This is a genomic window from Arthrobacter sp. SPT-J7 (assembly GCF_059089965.1).
The window spans coordinates 1-24371 of the sequence record NZ_JBNHFF010000021.1; the positions used below are offsets into that span (position 1 = coordinate 1).

A 24371-nucleotide genomic window follows, 5' to 3' on the forward strand; every position below is an offset into this window, starting at 1 on the left:
CTGACGGATCCGAACGCCTTGCTGGCGCCGGCGCTTTGTTCGTGGATATCATCCGCGACGTCTGCCGGGAGGGTCAGGAAATGCCAGCCTGCCTCACCGGGGTGAAGCCATAGCTCAGCTCTGAAGGAGTACGACGCCGTCACGCGCCGAGTATGGCATGCCTCCTTATGGAGTGAACTATGCAGGCGGAAAAGTCCTTTAAATTTCTTTTCAGCCGGAGGACTTTTGGGCGGCCCTGTTTGTCAGACCCTCACAAGATGAAGGGTGCATGGGAAACGAACGCGGCACTGGTGCAGGCGGAGGCGGCCGTTGTGGTTGCTGTCGCTGCTTTTGCTGCTGTGCTCGCTGGCGGTGATGTTGGTCCGTCCCGTGCCCGTTCCCGGACTGGCACCTCTGGCTGGGTACGGCTACATCTGCCCGCTAGGACTGGCGGACGCGCAGCAGCTCAGGGGACCCGTCAACAACCGAAAGATTGACCGCGCCGCGCATCGTCACGTCCACCGCATGCTTGACCACTGCACCAAAGCCAAGGTCCTCCGGGGCTGAGGCGGCCAACGCCTCGTCTCGGATGCGGCGCTGTTCAGCTGCCCCCGTCCCTCGTGCAATGATGTCCTCCACGCCCTGACCAGCCAGGGCGAGTTCACCCTGCTCCTGCAAAACCGGGGCAAGGTAATCCACCAGGGAACGCACCACATCGGCGGCCCCTGCGGGCCGGAACGTACCGAAATCGAGGAGTTCCCCGCTGAGTCCGCCACTGCTTGCCTGCCAGGAAGCCATCCGCAAAAGTACGGTGGGCACCGGCGCGGGCTCAACCCCCTCGTGCCACTCCCGGCTCGCAGTCTCCACCAGCGCCCTGACGAGAACGGCAAGAAGGGCTGCATCCTCGGCCCGGAGGCAGACGTCGGCAACACGGACTTCGACAGTGGGGTGGTTCCGGGACAGGCGGGCGTCGAAGTAGATCATCCCTTCGTCCAGCATCACTCCGCTGTCCAAAAGGCGGGTGACCACCCTCCGGTAGGCGGAATACGTCCCATAAATACCGGCGGGACCGGCTGTGGGCCAGCGGTTCCACGCCTGCGTGCGGTAGCTTTCGAAGCCCGTCTGAAGCCCGTTCCAGTACGGCGAGTTGGCGCTCAGTGCTGTGAGGACGGCAAGTTTGTCACGGATCCGGTCCAGCACAGCCACACCCTCGTCGGGTGACTCAACGAAGGTATGGACGTGGAAGCCGCAGGTCAGCTGCTCCTGGGCCGTCAGGCCAAAGCGCTCCAGCATCCTGGCATAGCGCGGGTCAGGGGTAGTGTGGCTGGCCAGTCCAAGGGGCGACGTGGCCAGCGCCGCCACCCGCGCATGATGCTTCCTCGCAGCCGTGTCAGCGAGCGCCCGCCCCGCCCGGATCTGGTCAAGCAGCACACCGTACTCCAGGCATGGCCGCGTCTGGGTCTCGATCTGCTCCAACTTGAGTTCGGCACTCAGGCCCATCTCGTCGTCGTCGTAAACCGTCTTGTCTTCCGTTGAGAGGTCCCGGGGGTCGTCAGGAGCATCATCGGCCGCCAACCGGCGGACGGACAGCAGGGCATCAGCGAGGGCAAGCGGCTCCCCGCTTTCCGGATCAACGATCAGGAGCTCTTCCTCAACGCCGAATGTTCGCATACTCACATTCTGCGGCAGCTGAGGGACTTTTGAAGGTCCTCAGGACTTCATGACGAAGCGTGAATGCTCAGTCCTGGAAGTACTCCACCTTGGCCCCGATAGTGTTCAGCCGTTCCGCCAGGTCTTCATACCCGCGCTCGATGACATAGATGTTCCGCAGCTCGGAGACGCCCCGGGCTGCCAGCATCGCCAGCAACAGGCAGGCTGCGGGACGCAGGGCCGGCGGGCACCCAACTTCTGCGGCCCGCCATTTGGTGGGCCCGTTGACGTAGATCCGGTGGGGGTCCAGCAACTGTACTTGCGCACCAAGCCGGTTCAGCTCCGTGAGGTAGATGGCACGGTTTTCGTAAACCCAGTCGTGGATCATGGTCTGCCCGCTCGCGTTGGCGGCAATGACTGCAAAGAAAGGCAGGTTGTCGATGTTCAGGCCGGGGAACGGCATGGGGTGAATTTTGTCCTCCGGCGCGTGCAGCTCTGAAGGCTTGGTAGTCACGTCCACCAGCCGGGTGCGGCCGTTGCGTGCCGTGTACTCGCCGGAGATCTCCAGCTGCTGGCCCATCTGTCCCAGCGTGGCCAGCTCGATCTCCATGAACTCGATCGGGACCCGGCGAATGGTCACCTCGGAGTTGGTGACAATGCCGGCAGTGATGAGGCTCATCGCCTCAATGGGGTCCTCGGAGGGGAAGTATTCGATCTCGGCATTGATCATGGGACGGCCGGTGATCTTCAAGGTGGTGGTGCCGACGCCCTCGATCGTGACGCCCAGCATCTGCAGATAGAAGCAGAGGTCCTGCACCATGTAGTTGGGGCTGGCATTGCGGATTACCGTTGTCCCCTCGCGGTGGGCTGCTGCCATGATGGCGTTCTCGGTGACAGTATCGCCGCGCTCGGTTAGGACGAAGGAACGGTCGCGCGTATCGGCCGAAGGAGCCTGAACGGCGTAGAAGCCGGCAGTGGCCTCCACCGCGAGGCCAAACTGGCGCAGCGCCTGCATATGCGGCTCCACCGTGCGCGTGCCGAGGTCGCAGCCGCCTGCGTAGGGGAGACGGTACTCCGAAGATTCATCCAGCAGCGGCCCCAACAGCATGATGACGCTGCGCGTGCGGCGGGCGGCCTCCACGTCCATCGCCGCCAGGTCAAGGACGGCCGGCCTACGGAGCTGGAGATCGGTATCATTGAGCCAGGTGCACTCGACCCCGATGCTGCTGAGCACCTCAACGATGCGGTTGACTTCCTCGATTCGAGCAAGACGGCGAAGAACGGTTGTCCCACGGTTAATGAGGCTGGCGCACAGCAGTGCGACGCCGGCGTTCTTGCTGCTGTTGACGTCGACGGCTCCGGACAGGGTGCGGCCGCCCTCCACGCGAAGGTGCGTCATCTGCGGCTTGCCGACGTTAACGATGCTCCGGCCAAAGATGGTCTCCAGCCTTTGAATCATCTTCAGGCTCAGGTTTTGCTTGCCCTGCTCCATCCGCGCAATGGCGCTCTGGCTGGTTCCCAGTTCGGCAGCCAACTGGCCCTGGGTCCAGCCTTTCTCGCCCCGGGCGTCCCTGAGCATGGCGGCAACGTGTTCCGTAGTTTCCTGCGTCATTCAACGAATATATCATAAATGAGCTAAAGCGCCGACTTGTCGGTCCGAATGGCGACCAGCGGAGAGCGTTTACCCACTACATGCGATAGACATTCACTTGAGGTGGTTATTGACCCTGCCCGCCGAACCGGAGGAAACTGGATAAACCTCTTCCTTCGGCGACGACGGAGGTGCTGAATGCGCTGGAATCGAGGCAGCCAAGCGGCGGCCAAACTGGCCGGCGTGCTGTTCGCAGCCCTGCTCATGGTCCCCGCTTGGGCGGCTTCCGCAGCGCCATCGCCGGGAGAAGGGAAACAGTCAAGACTCGGCAACGACGTCTCATGGCCACAATGTGGCAAGGACCTCCCCACGGGCCAGGCTTTTGCCATCGTCGGCGTCAACAACGGGCTGGCCAATAACACCAATCCATGCCTGGAGGAACAGCTCGAGTGGGCTGCGACCTCGTCCGGCATTACTGCACAGCCTGAGGTGTCCCTTTACGTGAACACCGCCAACCCGGGGAGCAGCGGCTCGTGGTGGCCCTCCAGCAACGAGTACCCCACAGGGTCGGATGTCCATAACCCCTACGGCTCCTGCGAGGAAAAGGACTACGGCAAGGCGTGCGCCTACATGTACGGCTACGCCAAGGCCTGGGATGACGCCTACATCCGCGGAATCAGCAACCCCTCCGACTACGTCTGGTGGCTGGATGTGGAAACCGAAAACTCCTGGTCATCCACAGACAAGGACGCTAACCGCGCAGTCCTGGAGGGCATGACGGATTTCTTCCACAGCATCGATGTGAAAGAAGTTGGGATCTATTCGACCCGCCTTCAGTGGAGCCGGATTGTGGGAACCGAGTGCAGCTCGAGCAACCTGCACTCCCTGCCGAGCTGGCTGGCGGGAGCGCGCACCGTAACCGGAGCCAGAGCCAACTGTTCGGACCGGCCCCTGACCGCAGGCGGTGAAGTTACGCTCACCCAATTCGTGACGAGAAAGTTCGATTACAACTACTCCTGCGGCTGAGCAGCGGACGCGTGAGCCGTCAACTCCCCAGCCACACCATGTTCCACGTGCCCGCCCATACCGCGGCAACACATGCTCCGCCCGCCATCAGCACCCCCGCAGCCAGCACCCAAAAGTCGAGCGCACTGTAGGTGGATTCCCTCGCCCAGGTCCGAGGACCGCCGCCGAAGCCCCGTGCCTCCATGGTGACGGCAAGCCGGGAAGCACGCCGGATAGCCTGAACCAGCAGGCCAAAGCTCTGCCCCAGCGCCGCCTTCAACCGTTGAAGGGCAGTACCGCGGGAGCCTACGCCGCGGGCACGACGGGCCATGCCGATGGTCTGCCACTCCTCGGCCATCAGCCCCACGAGCCGCATGGCGGCCAAGGTCCCCAGCACGAACCGGTGCGGAAGGCGTGCCTTCTGCGCCAGCGCATCGGCCAGGTCAGTCGGATCGGTGCAGCTCATCAGCAGGACCGCCGGCAACGCAATCGCCAGCCCCCGCAGCATGAACCCGACCCCCAGCTCCAGGGAGCCTTCGCTCATGGTCCAGATGCCGACGTCGATAAGCGTCTTTCCGCTGTCCGGCGCCAGGATGGAGGTGCTCCAACCGCCCACTGCGGCGGCCACGATGAGCGGCCAGCCCCGTTGCCACAGCAGGGTCAGGGTGAGGCCTGCCAATGGGAACAGCAGGAACTCAAAGACCAGCGCCACTGACGCGGACACCCAGTCGATGGACAGCGCCAAGACGGCGGTCATCAGGAAGACGGCGGCGAACTTGCTCAGCGGATTGGCACGGGTCAGCAGGGCGTGGTTGCCGCGCAGGTTCAACTCCTGCCTCATTGCACCACCGCCGCAGCAGCCAGCCGCAGTTCCGTTACGCCCAGCGCCGCCGTGAACTCAGCATCATGGGTCACGGACACTACCGCCGTACCCGCATCCAGGAGCTCCGACAGGAAGGATGCCAGCTCAGCCCACGTATTGGCGTCCTGCCCGAAAGTTGGCTCGTCCAGGACCACGACCTGGGGATGCGCGGCCAGGACCGTGGCTACGGAGAGCCGCCGTTTCTCGCCGCCCGAAAGCGTATACGGGTTGGCGTCCACGAGTCCGGTCAGCCGGAGCCGTTCCAGCAGTTCATCCACCCGTTCCTCTCCGTGGCCGAGATGCCGCGGGCCAAACAGCAGTTCGTCCAGTACTTTCCCCGTGACGAACTGGTGCTCAGGCTCCTGGAACACCGTACCCACCCGCTCGATCAGCTGCTCGGCCTTCCACTGGTAAGGGTCAATCCCAGCTCCCCGGCTGAGGGCCAGGGTGGCGGAGACCTTGCCGTCAACCGGTTCCAACAGCCCGGCCATCGTCAGCGCAAATGTCGATTTTCCTGCTCCGTTCGGCCCGGTGACGGCCAGCGCCTGCCCGGCCCTTACCTGCGCGGAAATGTCTTGCTGCACCGGCACCGGCGGCACCTTCCGGAAGCCCTTGCGGCGCACACGTTCACGCGACACCGCCAACTCCTCGGCGGCAAGCAGCAGGCCGCCAGTCCCGGGAGCCGAACCGGCAACACGGGGACGCGTCGGAGGGACGTAGCCGGGCACCCAGACCCCGGCCTCGATCAGCATGCTCCGGGCTTCGCTGAGGACCTGGCCCGGCGTGCCGTCCAGCAGCACAGCGGAATCGGTTGAAGAGCCGGGTTGCAGCACCACAATCCGGTCAACCAGGTCCTTCCACACGGCCACGCGGTGTTCCACCACCACCAACGTTGCCCCGGTTTTGTCGAGGCAGCGGCCCACGGCGTCGCGCACCTCCACTACCCCGGCAGGGTCCAGGTTGGCCGTTGGCTCATCGAGAAGAATCAGCCCCGGCCGCATGGCAAGAATGCCAGCCAACGCAAGGCGCTGCTTCTGCCCGCCGGACAGTGCCGACGTCGGATGGTCCAGCGGCAGGTGGGAAAGCCCGACGTCGTCCAATGCCTCGTGCACACGGGCCCAGATGTCACCGCGGGGCACGGCAAGGTTCTCGGCACCGAAGGCGACATCGTCACCTACGCGCGAGAGAACAACCTGGGTCTCCGGGTCCTGCTGCATCAACCCGGCCCGGCCGCGCTGCTCCCGGGGGGAGGCGCCGTCGATCAGCAGCGAACCGGACTCATCCGAATCGCCCGCCTTGCCGTCGTCGTCATGTTCATCCCCCAGCACCCCAGCCAGCGCGTGAAGGAGCGTGGACTTGCCGGCGCCGGACGGACCCAGCAGGAGCACGCGTTCGCCGGGTTGGATGTCCAGGTCTAGGGCACGGACGGCAGGTTTGGACCGCCCGGCATGCCGCCAGCCCCAGCCTCTGGCAGTGACGGCAGCCGGCCGCGCCACCACCGCAGCGCCGTGGAGGGAAGGAGCGGTCATCAGGAAAAGACGGGCTCCGATGCTGCCTTGCGTGACGCAAAGGAGCTCAGGACGCCGGTCCTTGCCAGGCCGCGGGTGGCGATCCAGGACAGGGCTCCGGCGATCACGGCGCCGGAAATGGCAGTGAAGATGATGTAAGCCAGCTTGTCCCCGCCGGAGTAGGCGATGTTCCAGCCCCAGGGCGCAAAGGAATCGTTCAGGCCGCAGAAAAGACCTGCAGCGGCACCGGCAAGCAGTGATACGGGGAGGTTGAACTTCCGGTACACGAAGATCGCGAAGATGATCTCCGCGCCGAGGCCCTGGACAAACCCGGAGAACAGCACCGAGGCGCCGTACTGCGAGCCCATGAGCAGTTCGCCGGTAGCGGCCACGGTCTCGCAGAACAGTGCGGCGCCCGGCTTGCGGATGATGAGCATACCCAGCACCGCGGGGATCATCCAGCCGCCGGCAATCAAGCCGGTGAGCGGCGGATAAACGGCGTTCATGGGTGCCGAGACTGCGGCTGCGCCTTGGGACCAGGCCCAGAAAATGACCCCGCCGGCGATGGCGATGAGGGCTGCCACCACGATGTCCACGACACGCCAGGACTTGCTGGTGGTCTTCTTGATTGCTGTCGTTGCCATGCGATCCTCCTGAGGAACAGGAGGGGAAAGTGGATACAGCAACCGGCATTGCCGCCGTCGCCGCACACTTCGAGAACTCGACTCCCTTGCGCCGGTACTAACCGGATCAGGTTCGAGGGTCTGCGGCTATCCGCACTCTCAGCGCCCACCTGCGGTCCCTGGCATGGCCAGTAATGCCCGACGGCGGCGCTCCCCTGTCGTTGAATGATTCTGTCGGTAAACAATCGCCCTTGTGGGCGGGGTCCAGTTTACACCGGAAGAGGGGTAGATTGTGGGCCATGGCTGCCAATCTCCCGCATGTGACTGAGTTTGACCCGGATTCCGATGCCATCCAGCAGGAAGGATCCCTGCAATCGCTCATCGCCCGGATTGAAGGCGAAATCAGGGAACTTCAGTTCCCCGGTTTCTCCTTGGACGATGCACTGAACCTGGGGCTGCTGCTCGTGGAGCTGGGCAAGGAGGGGCAGTTTCCCATCGCGATCGACATCACCAAGGGCGAGCAGGTCCTGTTCCATGTGGCGCTGACCGGCGCCACGCCGGACAACGGGCACTGGATCCGCGCCAAGCAGCGCACTGCCGCCAGGTATGAGGTGCCATCCCTCCTGGTGGGGCTGCGCGCGCGGCTCAAGGGCGGACGGATCGAGGACCACGCCTGGTTCGATCAGAGCCGGTATGCTGCCCACGGCGGCTCCTTCCCTGTGTATGTCGCAGGAGTGGGTGCAGTCGCAACAGTGACTGTTTCCGGGCTTCCCCAGGTGCAGGACCACGACCTGGTGGTACAGGCCCTGCGGGAGATCCTTGGGTCCATGCGAACGGACTGACGAGCGGAATGGGCTGACTGCCTTAACCAGCGGGCTATGGACTCCGCCACAGGCCCGGAGTACATTCGAGGCCAGCGGCCGGAGTTCCAACCAGGAGGACGCCATGATCGGTCCTGCAGCTGAAAACCAGGTGCGGGCGGCGGTGGACAAGGCCGTCGAAGAAATGATCTACATCGGTCCGGACCACCCCTACTATCCCCTGCTGGCGGAGCTTGTGTCCGCCGTCGGGAAGGCCTGGCAGCAGGGGTACCAGCACGGCCGACGCGGCGGGCACCAGGCCAACCCCTATGTGTGGAGTACCCCGGACGGATAGTCACCAGCATCGCCAGCCGGGGCTGCCGCACTAGCTGACCGTCCGGAAGATGAGAAGCGTACTTAGCTTTTATTAGTAACCATGCTTACTATGTTGTCTCCCGGCTTTTGAGGAGACAGGACATGACAGTCAGCACCCGGGCCACCGGAGCGAGGACCGGCCTGCAGAAGGCCGCGCTGGCAACGGGCGCCCTTTTCCTCCTGGTGACTGTGCTGGGGTTCATCCCCGGGATCACCACTGATTACGAAGCACTCGGCATGGCCGGGCATGGCTCCGGAGCCATGCTGTTGGGAATTTTCCAGGTGTCCATCCTGCACAACGCCGTACATGCGGCCTTCGGGGCAGCGGGGCTGCTGCTGGCCCGGACCCACCAGCAGGCAAGGAGCTTTCTCATCTACGGGGGCGTTGTCTACCTGGTCCTCTGGCTGTACGGTCTCCTGGTGGGCGATCAAACCCCTGCCAACTTTGTCCCTGTCAACGGCGCCGACAACTGGTTGCACTTGGCCCTGGGCCTGGGCATGATCATCCTGGCTATCCTGCTATCTCCGCGAACCACCCCAAAGAAGCCGCCGCAGGGCGTGATTTGAGCCCCGGCCCAACCGAAACCCGTCACCGTCACCGTCGACGCCCCAGCACCGGCAGCACGGCTGCCACCTAAAGGAGCATCATGAAAATTCCGGAACCCCGAGGCCCCATCAGCAGCGCCGTGTTCAATGCGCTGGCAGGTACCGCCGACACCGGCGACGGCAGCCCGGGCGCCGAAGAGCTGCGCCGCCTGGTCACGGCAGAGCTGGGCACAACCACAGACATCATCGGCGACGACGACGTCCAGCTGGCCCTTTTCTGCCTTTATGAGCTCCACTACTCCGGCCTTGAAGGCGTCAACGACGAGTGGGAGTGGGAGCCGGGCCTCATCCAGGTCCGTCGCCTGCTCGAAAGGCCGTTCGAGGAAGCACTGCGGGCCGCTGCCCAATCAGTGGCCGGGGAGCTGGACGTGCCGCCCGCAGCGGAGATGACCAGTGACGCCGTGGCTGACGTCCTGTTCGGTCTGGCCGGTTCCGACACCGGACCCAGCGTGTCCCGCTACGTGGCCAAGAAGGCGGGCCTCGACCAGCTCAAGGAGTTCCTCATCCACAAATCCGTCTACCAGCTGAAGGAGGCGGACCCCCACACGTGGGCCATTCCCCGGCTCAGCGGACGGCCGAAGGCAGCGCTGGTGGAGATCCAGGCCGACGAGTACGGCGGAGGACGCCCGGAACGCATGCACAGCGCACTCTTTGCCCGCACCATGCGGGGGTTGGGTTTGGACGACGCATACGGCGCGTACGTCGACGCGGTACCTGCCATCTCCCTCGCGGCGGTGAACATGATGTCCCTCTTCGGGCTCAACCGCCGGCTTCGCGGCGCCATCACAGGTCACCTGGCACTCTACGAGATGACTTCGTCCCAGCCCAACCGCCTGTACGGCAACGGCTTCCGGCGGCACGGCTTCGATACCGGGGTGACCCACTATTTCGACGAGCATGTTGAAGCCGACGCCGTCCACGAGCAGATCGCTGGCCGCGACCTTGCGGGTGGACTGGTAGAGGCCGAACCGGAGCTGCTCGGGGACGTCCTGTTGGGGGCGACGGCGGCAATGGCGATCGACGGCAGGATTTCCACGCACCTTCTGGCCTGCTGGGAAAAGGGCGAGACCTCGCTGAGGGCGGCAGTGCCGGCGGCAGCATGAACACCAAGGCCGCTATGCAGTCCGCAGAGTACATCCTGCCGCTGCGCTGGACCGAGGATTCGGGACTCCCGGACCTGGCCGCCTACCTTGGGCACCTGGCCCAATGGATACCTGTCACCGTGGTGGACGGCTCCGATCCGGAACTGTTCATGCGGCATGGGGCAGCTTTCCCGCCTGGTGTTCGCCATATCCGTCCGAAGCCGGGCGAGGGCGGCCATAGCAAGGGTGAAGGCAACGGCAAGGTGGCCGGCGTCATGACGGGCGTCCGTGCCGCCAAGGCGGAGATGCTGGTGATAGCCGACGACGACGTGCGCTACACGCGCGAAGCGCTCACCGCCGTCGTCAAACACCTTGGGTCAGCGGACCTCGTGCGGCCGCAGAATTACTTTGACCCGCTGCCGTGGCACGCGTACTGGGACACCTCCAGAACCCTGGTCAACCGGGCCTGGTCGGCGGACTACCCCGGTACCCTGGCCGTACGGCGGAGCGCGCTGCTGGCCACCGGCGGCTACGATCCGGTGCTTTTCGAGAACCTCGAGCTGATCAGGACCGTCAAGGCAGCCGGCGGACAGGAAAAGATCCTGCCGGACCTTTTTGTTGCCCGCAGGCCGCCCCAGCTGCGGCACTTCCTTAAGCAGCGCACGCGCCAGGCCTACGACGATTTCGCCCAGCCCCGCCGCCTCGCCGCCGAACTTTCCCTGCTTCCGGCAATCACCGCAGCAGCCTGCCTTCCCGGGCAGCTCCGGGGGCGGGCGCTCCTGGGACTGGCCGCCGCGCCGGCCGTCATAGCCGGCATCGGGAGACGACGGAACAACGGCGCAGCAGTCTTCCCGTTCCGGGCGGTGTGGTGCGCCCCGTTGTGGGTCGTGGAGCGAGCGGTGTGCATCTGGATCGCGCTGGCATTCCGGCTGGCCGGGGGCGTTCCCTACGCCGGCGCACGGCTCAGGACCGCTGCACACTCGGAGGCTGAACTGCAGCGCCGGCACTCCGGAAAACTGGCGAACATATGCCACCAAGACATCCAGCCTTCCGCCAGCTACCAAGACCAGGAGCAGCCATGAACCAGGAACCAGCCGAAAGCTCGATCGTGGTGTGCCCCGACGGGCCCTTGATTGTGCGGGGCGACTTTGAAATCGTGACGCCCTCCGGCGACCCCGTCCCACGGGAGCGCAAGACCGTGGCGCTCTGCCGTTGCGGCGCCTCGGCCATCAAGCCCTACTGCGACGGCACCCACAAAATGATCAAGTTCCGGACGGAACCGCCGGTGGGATGAATACCGTTCTGCGACTCCATGCACGACGCCCACAGCGAACGGGCGCCTTGCCGCACCGGCTCCGGCCATGATGCCGCTAGGCTGAAGTCAGCCCGTTTTCCGCCCGCAAGGAGTACTAAGAATGAACCTCTTCATCAAGCTGCTCGGCACCGGTGTGAGCCTTGGCGCCGGCTTCGTCGGGACCAAGCTGGTCAACACCATTTGGGAAAAGACCACCGGACGGAGGCCGCCTACCGGCAAGGACGAGGACGTCCCCACCAGCCTGCAGTCGGCGCTGACGTTCGCGTTGATCTCGGCTTCGGTGAGCACCATCATCCAGGTCCTGGCCAACCGCGGCACCCAGCGGGCCATTACCCGGTTCGCCAAGAGCCAGGACATCGTCTAACAAACGTAGTTTTGCCCAGATAAGCGGGCTGGATCCTTCGGAATCCTGCGTTTTTGGACAGAGACTCCTAGTGCACCGAGCCGTCGCCGGAACCGTCCTTAAGGGCGGTTTTGGCGGCGGCTTTTTGCACTACTGCCTCCAGCTCATCCGCCGTCAGCAGCTCGCGGTGCAGGTGCTTGGTACGGTAACCCGCCCGGCCCACCATGTGGGCGGACACGGGCACCGTCAACAGCTGGAAGATCCAGGCGACCACCAGCACGGGCCATACCCACCAGGTACGCATCTGCAGGCCGATGGCTGCCAGCAGCAGGAACAGCCCCAGCACCTGCGGCTTGGTGGCGGCGTGCATGCGGCTCAGCAGGTCCGGGAAGCGGAGCAGGCCGATCGCGGCACCCAGGGACATCAGGGCCCCCACCACCATGAATACGGCTGACAGCAGGTCGATCCAACTGTCCAGGGCCGTGGCGTCAGGATTCAATGGGCTGTTCCCTTCGATCGGCCACAAACCTGGCAACAGTGATGGACCCGATGAAGCCGATAATGGAGATGGCCACCACGAGCATCAGGTTGTTCAGGTGCCGGTTGACGGCCATGTCCACGCACAGGGCCCCGCCCAGGATGGCGAGCAGGACGTCTGTGGCAAGCACGCGGTCCAGCAGCGACGGCCCGCGCGAAATCCTGATGATGGCACCGGCGGCGGCCAGCGAGAAGATGACGGCTGTAATAGCCAGGACGGTCTGCATCATGATGCTGCCTCCATACGAACAGTTTCGAGTTCTTCCCTGGTACCCATGATCCTGATCAGTCCGGCTTCGATGGACCGCACCTCCTGCCGGAGGTTCTCCACCTCCTCCGGGGAGCTGATGTTCAGCGCATGCAGGTAGAGGGTGGAGGTTGACCTGTCCACCTCCACCACCAGCGACCCGGGAATCAGGGAGATCACGTGCCCTGTGGCCGTGACCAAAAGATCCTGGTGGCTCCGCAGCGTCACGGCTACCACCGCGTTCCTCACCTGGGGTCCGCGCACTGTTGCCAGGTAGAGGATCTGGGCGCTGGCAACCACCACCTTGGCCAGGAACACCAGTGCAAAGGGGATGGCATGAAGGATGTTGAAACGGCCACTGAGTTCCACCGGTGGAAGGTAGAACAGTCTGGCAACGGCAACCGCCAGCAGCGCACCGAACAGGAGGTTTCCGGGGCTGAAGTCCTGCCACAGGCCGCCCCAGACAATGACCAGCCAGACCAGGAGCGGGAGCTCCTGGCGCAGCGAGATGCGGCGGCGGCTCATTTTCCTCCTCCGGATGTGAGAACCATGGGGACGGTGGTGTCCTCGCCAAGGACGGCCTGGATGTAGGAAGACCTGTCCAGCATGTCCTCGGCGGCCCGGTCGGAGACGGTGAACAGCGGACCCGCGAAAACAGTGAGCGCAACGCCGAGGACCACCAGGCCCAGGGTGGAACCCACCATGGTGCGCGGCAGGAGGGTCACTGTGTTCCGCTTGGCGCCCGGGCCGGCCGCTGCAGCCATCGGCGGGGCCAGCAGCACAGGATCCGGATGCTCGGCGTCGCTGGGGCTGCGCCAGAAGGCGCGGTTCCACACCCTGGCGATCGCAAGCAGGGTCAGGAGGCTGGTGACCACCCCGCCGATCACCAGCGCGTACGCCAGCGGCGTGCCCAGCTCGATGCCGGCCTGCATCAGCCCCACCTTCCCCAGGAATCCGGAGAACGGCGGGATTCCGGCCAGGTTCATGGCGGGAACAAAGAACAGCAGCGCCAACAGCGGCGAGAGTTTGGCGAGACCGCCCAGGCGGTCCGCGGACGAGCTCCCGCCACGGCGTTCGATCAGCCCGGTCACCAGGAAGAGACTGGTCTGGATGGTGATGTGGTGCGCCACGTAGAAGACTGCCGCGCCAAGGCCTGCGGTAGAGGACATGGCAAGGCCAAACACCATGTAGCCAATGTGACTGACCAGCGTGAACGAGAGCAGACGTTTGATGTCATCCTGGGCCAGCGCGCCAAGGATTCCCACCACCATGGTCAGCAGGGCGGCCACCATCAAGGGTGTGTTGAGGGTGTCCCCGGGAAAGAGCAGGGTCTCGGTCCGCACCATCGCGTAAACGCCCACCTTGGTCAGCAGGCCCGCGAACACGGCAGTGACCGGCGCTGGTGCCGTGGGGTAGGAGTCAGGCAGCCAGAAGGACAGTGGGAAAACAGCCGCCTTGATGCCGAACGCCACCAGCAGCATCACATGCAGGAGGGTCCTGGTTCCCTGGTCCAGCTCGCCGAGCTTGATGGCAAGGTCAGCCATATTGACGGTGCCTGTGGCCCCGTAAACCATGGCGATGGAGATCAGGAACAGCACCGATGACACCACGGACACCACCACATACGTGACGCCCGCGCGGATCCTCGGGCCGGTGCCGCCGAGGGTCATGAGGACGTAGCTTGCCGTCAGCAGGATCTCGAAGCCCACGTAAAGGTTGAAGAGGTCCCCGGAGAGGAACGCGTTGGAGACGCCGGCCACCAGGATCAGGTAGGTGGGGTGGAAGATCGAGACCGGCGCGTCCTGGTCGCCGTCGGCCATGCCCTGGCCTGTGGCGTACACCAGCACGGCGAGGCTCACGGCCGAGGAGACCACCAGCATGAGCGAAGAGAACTGGTCCACCACCATCACGATGCCCCACGGCGGCAGCCAGCCGCCGATGGTCACGGCAGCCGTTCCGCCGTCCCAGACGGAGGCCAGCAGGAAACACTCCAGCAGGAGCGTGAGGGACAGCAGCGCAATGCTGACCACCCGCTGCGCCCGTGAGTGCCTGATCAGCAGGAAGGTCAGGGCGGCGCCCAGGATGGGAAGTACGACGGCGAGCGGGGCAAAGCTTGCGATGTTCACTTTCCGACTCCTTCCGGGCCAGGGGCCACATTTTTGGAGCCAGGTTTTTCCTCAGCGGCAGCACGTTCCACAGGCATTTCACGGCCGCCCGCCACGAGCGTCGCCACGGGGAACTCGGAAGTCTCGGCAGGAATCTCGGCGTCGTCCTCGGCGTCGAAGCTTGGAGTTTCCGCCACGCGGCGGTCTTCCACGTCGTCCTGGATCTCATCCTGGCGGGCCAGTACCCACGTCCGGTAGATGATGCCGAGCATAAAGGCCGTGACGGCGAAAGAGATCACAATGGACGTCAGGATCAGCGCTTGGGGAAGGGGGTCGTTGTAGTCCTGGGCCGCAATGTCCTTTGAATACAGAGGAGCAAGCCCGGCATAGCCGCCGGTTGCCAGGATCAGCAGGTTGGTGGCATTGGCCAGGAGCATCAGTCCCAGCAGTACCCGCGTAAGGCTGCGCTCCAGGATCAGGTAGATTCCGCAGGCATACAGGGCACCCATAACAATCAGCAGGGTCAGGTTTATGCTCATGCTTGGCCTTTTGCGGTGGTCTCTGCGGAAAGGCCTTCTGGCCTCTGTTCCCGTGCGGACGGGTGGTGCGCTGCCATGCCTGCGGCGTGCGCCTCGCCGGCGAAATCCTGCCCGTCATCGGCCATGTCATGGGACACCGCAGCCGAACCTTTCTCAAAGTGCTCGTCGATTTCGGCTCCGAGGCTGCGCAGGACGTCCAGCACCAGGCCCACCACTACGATGTAGACGCCGATGTCGAAGATGGTCGACGTGACGAACTTGATGTCCCCAAACACAGGCAGCCAAAGTTCAATAATGGCCGTCTGGAACACTTGGCCCCCCAGCAGCAACGGTGCTACGCCCGAGGCTGCTGTAACTGCCAGTCCGACGCCCAGCAGGGCGCCGGCGCTAATGGGGGTGGCCTCGCGCAGTTCGAACCGTCCGCCGGCCAGGTAGCGGATGGTCAGGGCAAGCCCTGCGGTGAGGCCACCGGCGAAGCCGCCGCCCGGAAGGTTGTGGCCGGCGAGCAGGAGGTAGAGCGAGAAGATGATCATGGAGTGGAAGATCAGCCGGGTGACCACTTCGAAGATGATGGAGCGGCGTTCCGGGGCGAGGGTCCTGCCCGCCACGATCCACGCGTCCCGTGCGGACGCGGCAAACTTTCGGCTCACGGCCAAAGCCGCAGCGTCACGGGAACCGGGGTTGATTCCGCGGTAGCGGCCCACGGTACCGGCGGCAACGGTGGCGGAGTTCTTGATCCGGTCGCCGCGGCCACGGACGAAGATAAGGCTTGCTACACCTGTTGCCGCAAGGGCAAGGACGGTGATTTCGCCGAAGGTGTCCCAGGCCCGGATGTCCACGAGCGTGACGTTGACGATGTTCAGTCCCCCGCCGCCCTCGTAAGCCAGGCGCGGAAACTCCAGCGAGACAGGAGTGGCTGTCCTGGCGCCCATGGCGTAGATGGCGGCAAAGACCATGGTGACACCGAAGCAGAGGCCGATAATGACGCGGACCACGCGGTATTTGCCTCCGGTGCGGTCCCGAAGCTCTGGCGGCAGGCTCCGCAGTGCCAGGACAAAAGCCACCAGGACGATGGTTTCCACCAGCATCTGGGTGAGGGCAAGGTCCGGAGCGCCCTGGAGGGCAAACATCAGTGCGATGCCGTAGCCCGTGACGGAAACCATCAGGACCGCAAGGAACCGCTTGTTCGCCTTGACGGCAGCCAGGGCGCCAATCACGATGCCCGCACCCACCACCAGTTGAAGCGGAGAACCCGGATCCACGAGGTAGATCCCATCCGGCAGCGGCTTGCCTGCCAGCAGGATGGCCGACAAGGGCAACACGAAGGCGACGCTGAGGATGACGGCGAGGTAGTAGTACAGCGAGCCGCGCTGCGTGCGTCCGGTGATCCATACAGCCACGTCATCCAGTGCCCCGACGGTGTACTGGTAGGCCTTGTCCGAGTCCACCCATGGCGGCACCAGGGACTGAACGCGCGAAACAGCGTTGCGGCCAAAGTACATCACCAGGCCAAGTGCGAAAGTGAGGGCCGTCAAACCAAGCGCGGGGGTGAAACCGTGCCACAGGGCCAGGTGGCCTGCCTGCTCAGCGGGCGAACCGGCGTCGGGAGCGGACGAAGCAAACAGCGCAGCGTACGGCTGGATCCACGCGTCCACGGGGACCGGCCACAGGCCGTAGACAATGGTCAGGAGGCTGAGGATGGCCGGCGCGGCAAGGAAAGAGGGCTTGACGGCCTTGAAGGGTGTGGGCTCGACTCCTGCCTTGAGGGCAAACGCGCCCCACATGAAGCGTGCGCTGTACGCGAAGGTCAGGATGGACCCCAGGACCAGCCCGGCCAGGACCACCATCCCCCATGGACCGGCGGCAGGGTCACTTGCGTGGTGGACGAAGGCCTCCAGCACTGATTCCTTGGCCACGAAGCCTGCCAGCAGGGGCACGCCTGCCATGGACCCGGCGCCGACGCCGGCCACAATCCCCAAGGCGTGTGAAGACCTGAAAACCCCTGAAAGCCTGCGGACATCGCGGGTGCCGGACTGGTGGTCGATGATGCCCACCACCAGGAACAGGGTGGCTTTGAACAGGCCATGGGCCAGCAGCATGGCCAGGCCTGCGAGGGCAGCGTCCGGCGTGCCGAGCCCCACCACCATGGTGAGGAAACCGAGCTGGCTTACCGTGCCGTAGGCAAGGATGAGCTTGATGTCGGTCTGCCGCAGGGCCCGGTAGCCGCCCACCAGCATCGTCGCCAGCCCGAGGCCCAGCACCACCGGCTGCCAGAAGGACGTTTCAGCGAAGCCCGGGGCCAGCCGTGCAACGAGGTAGATGCCCGCTTTGACCATCGCCGCAGCGTGGAGGTACGCGCTGACCGGAGTGGGGGCCGCCATGGCTCCGGGGAGCCAGAAATGGAAGGGAACCAGCGCCGATTTGGTGATGGCACCCACCAGGATGAGTACGACGGCGGCACTCACCATTGAGCCGGAAGATCCGTCCATCAGCGCAGGCGCCTGCTGGAGAATGTCGGAGATGCGGTTCGTGCCGGCCGCGTGACCGAGCATGATCAGGCCCACCAGCATGGCCAGGCCGCCTGCGGTGGTAACCATCAAGGCCTGGAGCGCCGACCGCCGCGCTGCCAGCCTGGTGCGGGCGAACCCAATCAGGAGGTAAGACAGGATGGTGGTGAGTTCCCAGAAGATAAACAGCAACAGGAGGTCATCAGCCACCACCAGGCCGAACATGGCTCCGGCGAAGGCCAGAAGCTGGGCTCCGAAGGCGCCGAGGTCCTGGTCCTTCTTTTTGAAGTACCTTGCGCAGTAGACCAGGACCAGCGAGCCGACGCCCAGCACCAACAGGGACATCACCCATGCCAGGGCATCCATCCGGAAGGCGAACTCAAGATGGAGGCCCGGAATCCAAGGGACCACTTCGGTGACCGCACCGTCCCCGGAGTAAACAGGGCCGTGCTGGAACAGCAACCAGATGAAGGAGACACCGGGAACCGCCGCCAGTGCATAAAAAGCGTTGCGGCCCCATACCCGGAACAGGAACGGCGCCACCACAGCCACCGTAAAGTGCACGGCAAGGACTGTGATCACTGTTATCTCCGCAACGTCAGGGATTCGATTGTCAAAAGTTGGAGCTGGCGGTCATTGGTTAGGTTCGGGAGCGCCCAGTTTACCAAGGCCCCGCCCCCTCTTCCTCCTCCGTGTTGTATCCTTGCCCGGCATTCCCCGGCCTCACGGGCCTCAGGTCCACTGACTGTTCGCCATCGGCGGATACGATGCATCGTATGAACAGCGCCAGCGCTCCCGGGGTAACACATCCGTCCTCGGAGCTTGAATCCGGGAACCAGGTAACCAGCAAGGGCCGGGTCCTGGCGTGGGCGTCGTGGGACTGGGGTTCGGCCGCCTTCAACGCTGTCATGACCACGTTCGTCTTTACGGTCTACCTCACGTCCAACGCGTTCGGCGGCGAAGACCAGGCGTCAGCGGTCCTCGGCGGGGCGCTGGCCGTTGCCGGCTTCGCGATCGCCTTGCTGGCTCCAGTTACCGGGCAACGGTCTGACGCCGGTGGCAGGCGCAAGCTGTGGCTGGGAGTCAACACGGCCGCCGTCGCCATCCTTACCGCGCTGTGTTTCTTTGTATTTCCCCGGCCCGAGTTCCTCCTGCTCGGGGTGTCCCTCATCGCACTTGGCAACGTGTTCTTCGAGTTCGCCGGGGTCAACTACAACGCCATGTTGGCCCAGGTCTCCACGCCGCGGAACATCGGTAAGGTCAGCGGCCTCGGCTGGGGGGCGGGGTACCTGGGCGGCATCGTTGCGCTGTTGATCGTCCTGCAGTTGTTCGTCCAGCCAAGCTTCGAGTGGTTCGGTGCCTCGACGGAGGACAGCCTGAACATCAGGCTCGTGGCAGTCTTCTCCGCCTTGTGGTTCTTCGTGTTTGCCCTGCCCGTGCTGTTTGCCGTGCCTGAACTGCCGAAGGCTCCACAGGCGGGCCGCCTGGGAATCGGGGGCAGTTATGGGTTGCTGATCCGCCGGATCAAGGCGATATATGCCACCAGTCCGCACACCATCTACTTCCTGCTGGCCAGCGCCATTTTCCGTGATGGACTGGCTGCAGTCTTCACCTTCGGTGGGATCATCGCCGCAGGCACCTTTGGCTTCGAACTGTCCCAGGTCATCTTCTTCGCTATTTTCGGCAACGTGGTGGCTGCGGTGGGTGCCATCACCGGCGGATTCCTCGATGACAAGATCGGACCCAAGTCGGTAATTATCGGATCCCTGGTGGGCCTGCTCATCGCCGGCACTGTCATCCTGGTCCTGGGCAACGGCAACTATGTCTTCTTCGGTATGGACTGGCCCGGCAGCACCACCTTCTGGGTCTTCGGACTCTTCCTTTGCCTGTTTGTGGGTCCCGCCCAGTCGTCGTCCAGGGCGTACCTGGCCCGGCTTGCCCCGCATGGCGAATCGGGTGAGCTTTTCGGGCTCTACGCCACCACGGGCCGGGCTGTCAGTTTCCTGGCGCCGGCGCTCTTTACTGTCTGTATCACGCTGGCCACCCCGCTGGTGGCCCCGGGTGAAGCCCAACGCTGGGGCATCCTGGGAATCATGGTGGTTCTCCTGGCCGGGCTCCTGGTCCTGCTGCCGGTGAAGCCACCAGGCAAAGCCTCCATCGCCGTCATCCCCGCAGCCTGATTTTCCCGAACGCCGCGGCGGCACGGACATCGGCTTCGCCTTTGCCAGGCACCGCTGCCATCCCTGCCTTCGGCCGTGGGGTGCAGGGGCCTTGACTCCTTTTGTTATCGATCACATACTTGTGGTGATCGATAATATGAATCCTTTCAATGACGAGGAGCACTACCCATGGAGCAGGCCCCGCACCGCCCGCGCGCAGGAATCATCGGTACGGGCGGCATAGCCCATGTCCATGCCGAAGCCCTTCAACTCGCTGGCGCAGAGCTCGTCGTTGCGGTGGATATCGATCCCGACCGGGCAGCAGCATTCGCGGATAAAATGGGTTTCGCCCACACTGCGCCCAGCCTGGCCGCTGCCGCCGAAGCCGGCCTGGACGTCGTCGCCGTCTGCACGCCGCCGTCGTCGCACGCCTCCCTTGCCGTGGAAGCACTGTCCCTTGGCCTGAACGTGGTGCTGGAGAAGCCTCCGGCACTCTCGCTGCGGCAGATGCGGGAACTGCAGGAGGCCGAGCGCGCAACCGGCAAGCACGTCAGCTGCGTCTTCCAGCACCGCTTCGGCAGCGGCGCCCGAAAGCTGGCGGCGCTGCAGGAGTCCCGCGTCCTGGGCAATGCTCTCACCGGTTTTTGCAACACACTGTGGTTCCGCAACCAGGAATACTTTGACGTTCCGTGGCGAGGCCTGTGGGACGTTGAAGGCGGCGGACCCACCATGGGCCACGGCATCCACCAGTTCGACATGCTGCTCCACCTCTGGGGCCCCTGGCAGGAAGTCACCGCCTTTGCCGGCAGGCTGGCGCGCCGGACGGAAACCGAGGACGTGTCCACCGCAATCGTCCGTTTTGAGTCCGGCGCCCTCAGCACCGTCATCAACTCCGTCATTTCGCCGCGCGAAACCTCACAGCTCCGGTTCGACTACGAGAACGCCACCGTGGAACTGGAGCACCTCTATGGCTATGACGACTCCCACTGGCGCTTCACCCCGGCCCCCGGACAGGAGCACCTCGCCGACCTCTGGGCAGACGGCTCCGCAGTCACCCCCAGCGGGCATCCCGCCCAGTATGCACACATCATTGAAGCCATCAGCTCCGGCACCGTCCCGCCGGTCACCCTCGCCGAGGCGTACCCCACGATGGAACTCGCCGCAGCAATCTACGCCTCCGCCATCACCGGCAAGACTGTCCGCCGCGGTGAGATCAGTGAAGGAAACCCGTTCTTCGACCGCGCTGACGGCCGGTTGGAACCCTGGAAACTCGAAAAGAGCAACGCATGAGCACCGCCGCCCCCGCATCCTCCACCACCTCCACCGCAAGCGCCTTCAGCTGGATCGACGATGGGGCAACCGTCGCAGTCTCCCTGGACGGCATTCCTGTCCTGACGTATACCTACGCCGCCGATGATCCCCAGATGGAGTCGCCCAGGCCCTATTTCCATCCGGTCCGGACACTCACCGGCGACCTGGTCAGCGCCTACCGCCCGCACGATCACGTCTGGCACAAGGGCATCGCATGGTCGCTGCCGCACCTGGGACCGGACAACTTTTGGGGCGGCCCAAGCTACCGCCGTGGCCAGGACTACCAGTGGCTGCCCAACAACGGCGCCATGCGCCACGCCGAGCTCCGCGAGGCAGCGGACGACGGCGGCAGGTTCAGTTTCGCCCACACCCTGCAGTGGATCACCCAGGCGGGGTCGCTCGTGGTTGAAGAGGAGCGATCCTTCCAGGTAGTTCCGGGTAACGACGACAACTACACCTTGGTCTTCGACTCAGCCATGACAAACGTCTCCGGCGAGGACATCCACATCGGATCGCCCACCACAGAGGGACGTGAAAACGCCGGTTACGGCGGGCTGTTCTGGCGCGGTCCCCGGTCCTTCGCCGGCGGAGCGATCATCGGACCCGGCGGGACTACGGGCGAAGAGCTGCGCGGACAGCGTGCACCGTGGCTTTCGTTCGTGGGCCAGCACGATGAAACGTGCCGCTTTTCCACGGTTGTTATGGTTGACGACCCCCAAAGTGAGCACCCGCAGCCGGAGTGGTTTGCCCGGTCCGAGCCCTTCGCCTGCATGGGCCCGGCACCGTTCTTCAGCCAGGAAGTCCTGTTCCCTGCCGGCTCCACCTTGCGGTACCGGTACGGGGTGGTCATAGCTGACGGCGAGTCGGATGCAGGCCGTGCTGAAGCACTTGCCGCCGCCGCCCGAGAGGTCCTGACAGGTGCCACCCAGTCCCGGACAGGCCAGGGGACGGAACAATGAAATCATCCGCAGCGGCGCCCGGCTTCCCTGGCGGTACTGCGGTGAGCGGGCTGCGGGTCTACGACTGGGAGGCGAGCGACGGGCTGTGCGGCGGATCACCGCACCTGCATACGGTGTCCTCTGAGGCCTACCTGGTGACTAGCGGGACCGGCCTGGTCCACACCATCTCGAGTGACGGCCTCGCCGAGGATGAGCTTGCCGCAGGGTCCTTGCTCTGGTTCAGCCCCGGAACGGTGCACCGTCTGGTCAATACCTCGGGGCTGACGCTCAACGTCATTATGTCCAACGCAGGCTTGCCGGAGGCGGGGGATTCCGTGCTGACCTTCCCGCGGCACATCCTGCAGGACCCGGACCTTTATGCGCAGCACGCTGCCCTCCCCTCCGACACGGACCCGTCCGTGCTTACCTCCGCCGCCCGCCGGCGGCGGGACCTGGCGCTGGAAGGATATGCCGAATTGCGTAAATCCGTCCTTCATGACGGGCCGGAGGTGCTGGCTGAATTCCATCGCCTCGCCGCGGCTCTGGTCCGGCCCAAAGTGGAGCATTGGAAGGAAATCTGGGCTGCGAACGTCCGCAGCCAGGTGGCGGCAACAGAGCAGGCGTTGCTGGAGCTGGAGGACGGCTCGGCAGCATCGATGGCGGGAGCGGCAGTAATCCGGGCCCGGCAGCGGCCTGGTGAAGGCTTCGGCATGTGCGGCCGGCTGACCACGTGGGAAGATGCCAGGCTGTGACCCAAACCCCCGCTGAGTCCCGGCAACCCGCCCGCGCCGCCACCATCTATGAGGTGGCACGGCTCGCCGGCGTCTCGCACCAGACGGTCTCCCGGTATATGGCGGACCGTTCGAAGCTGAGGGCGGCCACCTCCGAGAAGGTGGAGCGGGCCATGGCGGAACTGAAATACTCGCCCAACCTGACCGCCCGTTCGCTGCGGACCAAGGCCACGTACCGGCTCATCGCCCTGGTGCCCGGTACCTCGCCGTACTTTCCGTCCCGGATGCTCAACGGGGCAGCCGACACCGCCCATGCGGCCGGCTACCAGCTCGACGTCGTGGCCCTTGAAGGAACGGGGCCGGAACGGACAGCCAGGCTGCGGGGTATCCTCGATGGCGGCCCGTTCGCCGGGGCCCTGTCCTTCGTGCCGATTTCGAGCAGCGACCTCCTGCAGGCGCAGGAACGCATCCCCGTGGTAGTCGCCGGAGAGTACGACGACAAAATGCGCGGCCAAGGCAGAATCTCCGACGGCTCCGCAGCGCAGGCCATCGTGGCCCACCTCGCCGGCCTGGGGCACCGGCGGATTGCCCACATCGCGGGCCCGCAGGAGTGGCCTGCCGCGCGCAACCGCTTGGCCGTCTACCGTCAAGCAGTGAGCGACGCAGGCCTGGAGGACGGCGGTGTCGCAGGTGGTGAATGGAGCTCCGCTTCCGGCTACAGGGCAGCCAGGAGCCTGATGGCAGACTCCTCCATCACCGCCATCTTCGCCGCCAACGATCAACTCGCCATCGGTGCGCTGCGCGCCCTCCACGACCTTGGCTTCAACGTGCCTTCCGATGTCAGCGTGGTGGGGTGGGATGACCACCCCGAGTCCGCATTCCTGGTGCCCTCACTGACCACCGTTCAGATGGACCTGGAGGCCCAGGGAAGCAACACCATGCACCAGCTGCTCGCTGCGCTTACCCCCGGAGCCCCGGCTCCCCCGGAACCCGGCCCAACCCCGATGCGGCTGGTCCTGCGGGAATCTTCAGGGCCAGCGCCAAGCGGGTCGCGGCAGACTAGGCTTGGTTCATGAACGTGGATGAGACGGATCTTCCGGGCCTCGGCCGGCGGAAGGATTTTATGACAGCCTCCGGCCGCCGTATCGGCGTCGTGGAGCTGCGGGAGGGCCAGACGGAACTCATCGTTTCCACCTGGGACGATCCCGATACCTGCCAGGCCTCGATTCCCCTCACGGGGGACGAAGCCGCAACCCTGGGGAACCTCCTGGGCGGGCAGCACCTGGCCATGAAGCTGTCGGAAGAACACAAAGACGTGCCCGGCATCGTTACCCGCCAATTCTCGATCGCACCCGACTCCCCGTTCCAGAACCAGCCCATGGGAAAAGCCTGCATCCGCACCCGCTGCGGCGTTTCGATTGTGGCCATCATGCGCGAAGGCGAGGTGCTCCCCTCGCCGGGACCCGACGTCGTCCTTCACACCGGTGACCTGCTGATCGCGGTTGGCACCCAGGAAGGCCTCGACACGGCGGCCGATATCCTGCGCCACGGATAAACG

The 24371-nt window shown here is 64.8% G+C and carries 26 protein-coding genes and 1 riboswitch; of the genes, 14 read left to right on the forward strand and 12 right to left on the reverse strand.

What is annotated here, in order from left to right; all coding sequences use genetic code 11:
• From AC5RWX_RS18660 to AC5RWX_RS18670, 3 genes are all read right to left on the reverse strand, one after another.
• The coding region (locus AC5RWX_RS18660; RefSeq protein WP_494097852.1) for a DUF1905 domain-containing protein at nucleotides 1–143 on the reverse strand (143 nt) is incomplete at its 3' end.
• A 277-nt stretch (nucleotides 144–420) separates the two neighbouring features.
• Entirely contained in the window at nucleotides 421–1650 is a 1230-nt protein-coding gene (locus tag AC5RWX_RS18665; RefSeq protein ID WP_494097820.1) for a glutamate--cysteine ligase 2, read from the reverse strand.
• Between the two features lie 67 nt (nucleotides 1651–1717).
• A complete protein-coding gene (locus tag AC5RWX_RS18670) occupies nucleotides 1718–3241 on the reverse strand; it encodes a UDP-N-acetylglucosamine 1-carboxyvinyltransferase (RefSeq protein ID WP_494097821.1) in 1524 nt (507 codons plus the stop codon).
• Between the two features lie 177 nt (nucleotides 3242–3418).
• Between AC5RWX_RS18670 and AC5RWX_RS18675 the strand changes: the two genes are divergently transcribed.
• A complete protein-coding gene (locus AC5RWX_RS18675) occupies nucleotides 3419–4246 on the forward strand; it encodes a glycoside hydrolase family 25 domain-containing protein (protein ID WP_494097822.1) in 828 nt (275 codons plus the stop codon).
• A 19-nt stretch (nucleotides 4247–4265) separates the two neighbouring features.
• Here AC5RWX_RS18675 and AC5RWX_RS18680 read toward each other — a convergent pair whose 3' ends face one another.
• Genes AC5RWX_RS18680 through AC5RWX_RS18690 form a run of 3 tightly spaced genes read right to left on the reverse strand, consistent with a single transcriptional unit; the run spans nucleotide 4266 to nucleotide 7239 of the window.
• The gene (locus AC5RWX_RS18680) at nucleotides 4266–5066 is read right to left on the reverse strand and encodes an energy-coupling factor transporter transmembrane component T family protein (RefSeq protein ID WP_494097823.1); all 801 of its coding nucleotides are present in this window, start codon (nucleotides 5064–5066) and stop codon (nucleotides 4266–4268) included.
• Nucleotides 5063–6616: an ABC transporter ATP-binding protein gene (locus AC5RWX_RS18685; RefSeq protein WP_494097824.1), complete on the reverse strand. Its 1554-nt coding sequence runs from the start codon at nucleotides 6614–6616 to the stop codon at nucleotides 5063–5065. Before AC5RWX_RS18685 ends, AC5RWX_RS18680 begins: the two co-directional genes overlap by 4 nt.
• Entirely contained in the window at nucleotides 6616–7239 is a 624-nt protein-coding gene (locus AC5RWX_RS18690) for an ECF transporter S component (RefSeq protein ID WP_494097825.1), read from the reverse strand. Before AC5RWX_RS18690 ends, AC5RWX_RS18685 begins: the two co-directional genes overlap by 1 nt.
• Before the next feature lie 65 nt (nucleotides 7240–7304).
• A riboswitch (TPP riboswitch) is annotated at nucleotides 7305–7445 on the reverse strand.
• Between the two features lie 72 nt (nucleotides 7446–7517).
• On the opposite strand from AC5RWX_RS18690, the gene AC5RWX_RS18695 reads away from it, so the two are divergent.
• From AC5RWX_RS18695 to AC5RWX_RS18725, 7 genes are all read left to right on the forward strand, one after another.
• Nucleotides 7518–8060 (forward strand): heme-degrading domain-containing protein, encoded by a 543-nt coding sequence (locus AC5RWX_RS18695; RefSeq protein ID WP_494097826.1) that lies wholly within the window; start codon nucleotides 7518–7520, stop codon nucleotides 8058–8060.
• A 103-nt stretch (nucleotides 8061–8163) separates the two neighbouring features.
• Nucleotides 8164–8373: a hypothetical protein gene (locus AC5RWX_RS18700; RefSeq protein ID WP_494097827.1), complete on the forward strand. Its 210-nt coding sequence runs from the start codon at nucleotides 8164–8166 to the stop codon at nucleotides 8371–8373.
• A gap of 122 nt (nucleotides 8374–8495) precedes the next feature.
• On the forward strand, nucleotides 8496–8960 hold the full coding sequence (locus AC5RWX_RS18705; protein WP_494097828.1) for a DUF4383 domain-containing protein: 465 nt from the start codon (nucleotides 8496–8498) through the stop codon (nucleotides 8958–8960).
• An 80-nt stretch (nucleotides 8961–9040) separates the two neighbouring features.
• Entirely contained in the window at nucleotides 9041–10102 is a 1062-nt protein-coding gene (locus AC5RWX_RS18710) for an iron-containing redox enzyme family protein (RefSeq protein WP_494097829.1), read from the forward strand.
• 14 nt (nucleotides 10103–10116) lie between these two features.
• Nucleotides 10117–11163 (forward strand): glycosyltransferase family 2 protein, encoded by a 1047-nt coding sequence (locus tag AC5RWX_RS18715; protein WP_494097830.1) that lies wholly within the window; start codon nucleotides 10117–10119, stop codon nucleotides 11161–11163.
• Nucleotides 11160–11375 carry a CDGSH iron-sulfur domain-containing protein gene (locus AC5RWX_RS18720; RefSeq protein ID WP_163167565.1) on the forward strand — a complete coding sequence of 72 codons (216 nt, stop codon included), beginning with the start codon at nucleotides 11160–11162 and terminating at the stop codon, nucleotides 11373–11375. Before AC5RWX_RS18715 ends, AC5RWX_RS18720 begins: the two co-directional genes overlap by 4 nt.
• Nucleotides 11376–11496: 121 nt before the next feature.
• Complete coding sequence (locus AC5RWX_RS18725) at nucleotides 11497–11760, forward strand: DUF4235 domain-containing protein (RefSeq protein WP_494097831.1); 264 nt, start codon at nucleotides 11497–11499, stop codon at nucleotides 11758–11760.
• A 67-nt stretch (nucleotides 11761–11827) separates the two neighbouring features.
• On the opposite strand, the gene mnhG is transcribed toward AC5RWX_RS18725, so the two are convergent.
• Genes mnhG through AC5RWX_RS18755 form a run of 6 tightly spaced genes read right to left on the reverse strand, consistent with a single transcriptional unit; the run spans nucleotide 11828 to nucleotide 18256 of the window.
• A complete protein-coding gene (gene mnhG / locus AC5RWX_RS18730) occupies nucleotides 11828–12238 on the reverse strand; it encodes a monovalent cation/H(+) antiporter subunit G (RefSeq protein WP_494097832.1) in 411 nt (136 codons plus the stop codon).
• On the reverse strand, nucleotides 12228–12506 hold the full coding sequence (locus AC5RWX_RS18735; protein ID WP_494097833.1) for an MrpF/PhaF family protein: 279 nt from the start codon (nucleotides 12504–12506) through the stop codon (nucleotides 12228–12230). Before AC5RWX_RS18735 ends, mnhG begins: the two co-directional genes overlap by 11 nt.
• Entirely contained in the window at nucleotides 12503–13048 is a 546-nt protein-coding gene (locus AC5RWX_RS18740; RefSeq protein ID WP_494097834.1) for a Na+/H+ antiporter subunit E, read from the reverse strand. The genes AC5RWX_RS18735 and AC5RWX_RS18740 overlap by 4 nt, the downstream gene beginning before the upstream one ends.
• Nucleotides 13045–14649, reverse strand: a complete 1605-nt coding sequence (locus AC5RWX_RS18745) for a Na+/H+ antiporter subunit D (protein ID WP_494097835.1) — start codon at nucleotides 14647–14649, stop codon at nucleotides 13045–13047. The genes AC5RWX_RS18740 and AC5RWX_RS18745 overlap by 4 nt, the downstream gene beginning before the upstream one ends.
• Complete coding sequence (locus AC5RWX_RS18750) at nucleotides 14646–15167, reverse strand: Na(+)/H(+) antiporter subunit C (RefSeq protein ID WP_494097836.1); 522 nt, start codon at nucleotides 15165–15167, stop codon at nucleotides 14646–14648. The genes AC5RWX_RS18745 and AC5RWX_RS18750 overlap by 4 nt, the downstream gene beginning before the upstream one ends.
• Complete coding sequence (locus AC5RWX_RS18755; RefSeq protein ID WP_494097837.1) at nucleotides 15164–18256, reverse strand: Na+/H+ antiporter subunit A; 3093 nt, start codon at nucleotides 18254–18256, stop codon at nucleotides 15164–15166. The genes AC5RWX_RS18750 and AC5RWX_RS18755 overlap by 4 nt, the downstream gene beginning before the upstream one ends.
• Nucleotides 18257–18450: 194 nt before the next feature.
• Here AC5RWX_RS18755 and AC5RWX_RS18760 point away from each other — a divergent pair, with 194 nt between their 5' ends.
• The 6 genes from AC5RWX_RS18760 (at nucleotide 18451) to AC5RWX_RS18785 (ending at nucleotide 24368) form a co-directional block, all read left to right on the forward strand.
• Nucleotides 18451–19854 (forward strand): MFS transporter, encoded by a 1404-nt coding sequence (locus AC5RWX_RS18760; protein WP_494097838.1) that lies wholly within the window; start codon nucleotides 18451–18453, stop codon nucleotides 19852–19854.
• 168 nt (nucleotides 19855–20022) lie between these two features.
• Entirely contained in the window at nucleotides 20023–21123 is a 1101-nt protein-coding gene (locus AC5RWX_RS18765) for a Gfo/Idh/MocA family protein (RefSeq protein WP_494097839.1), read from the forward strand.
• The gene (locus tag AC5RWX_RS18770) at nucleotides 21120–22103 is read left to right on the forward strand and encodes a DUF6807 domain-containing protein (protein ID WP_494097840.1); all 984 of its coding nucleotides are present in this window, start codon (nucleotides 21120–21122) and stop codon (nucleotides 22101–22103) included. Before AC5RWX_RS18765 ends, AC5RWX_RS18770 begins: the two co-directional genes overlap by 4 nt.
• Nucleotides 22100–22834: a cupin domain-containing protein gene (locus AC5RWX_RS18775; RefSeq protein WP_494097841.1), complete on the forward strand. Its 735-nt coding sequence runs from the start codon at nucleotides 22100–22102 to the stop codon at nucleotides 22832–22834. Before AC5RWX_RS18770 ends, AC5RWX_RS18775 begins: the two co-directional genes overlap by 4 nt.
• Nucleotides 22831–23889: a LacI family DNA-binding transcriptional regulator gene (locus AC5RWX_RS18780; RefSeq protein WP_494097842.1), complete on the forward strand. Its 1059-nt coding sequence runs from the start codon at nucleotides 22831–22833 to the stop codon at nucleotides 23887–23889. Before AC5RWX_RS18775 ends, AC5RWX_RS18780 begins: the two co-directional genes overlap by 4 nt.
• Nucleotides 23886–24368: a cation:proton antiporter regulatory subunit gene (locus AC5RWX_RS18785; protein ID WP_494097843.1), complete on the forward strand. Its 483-nt coding sequence runs from the start codon at nucleotides 23886–23888 to the stop codon at nucleotides 24366–24368. The genes AC5RWX_RS18780 and AC5RWX_RS18785 overlap by 4 nt, the downstream gene beginning before the upstream one ends.
• Nucleotides 24369–24371 lie beyond the last annotated feature (3 nt).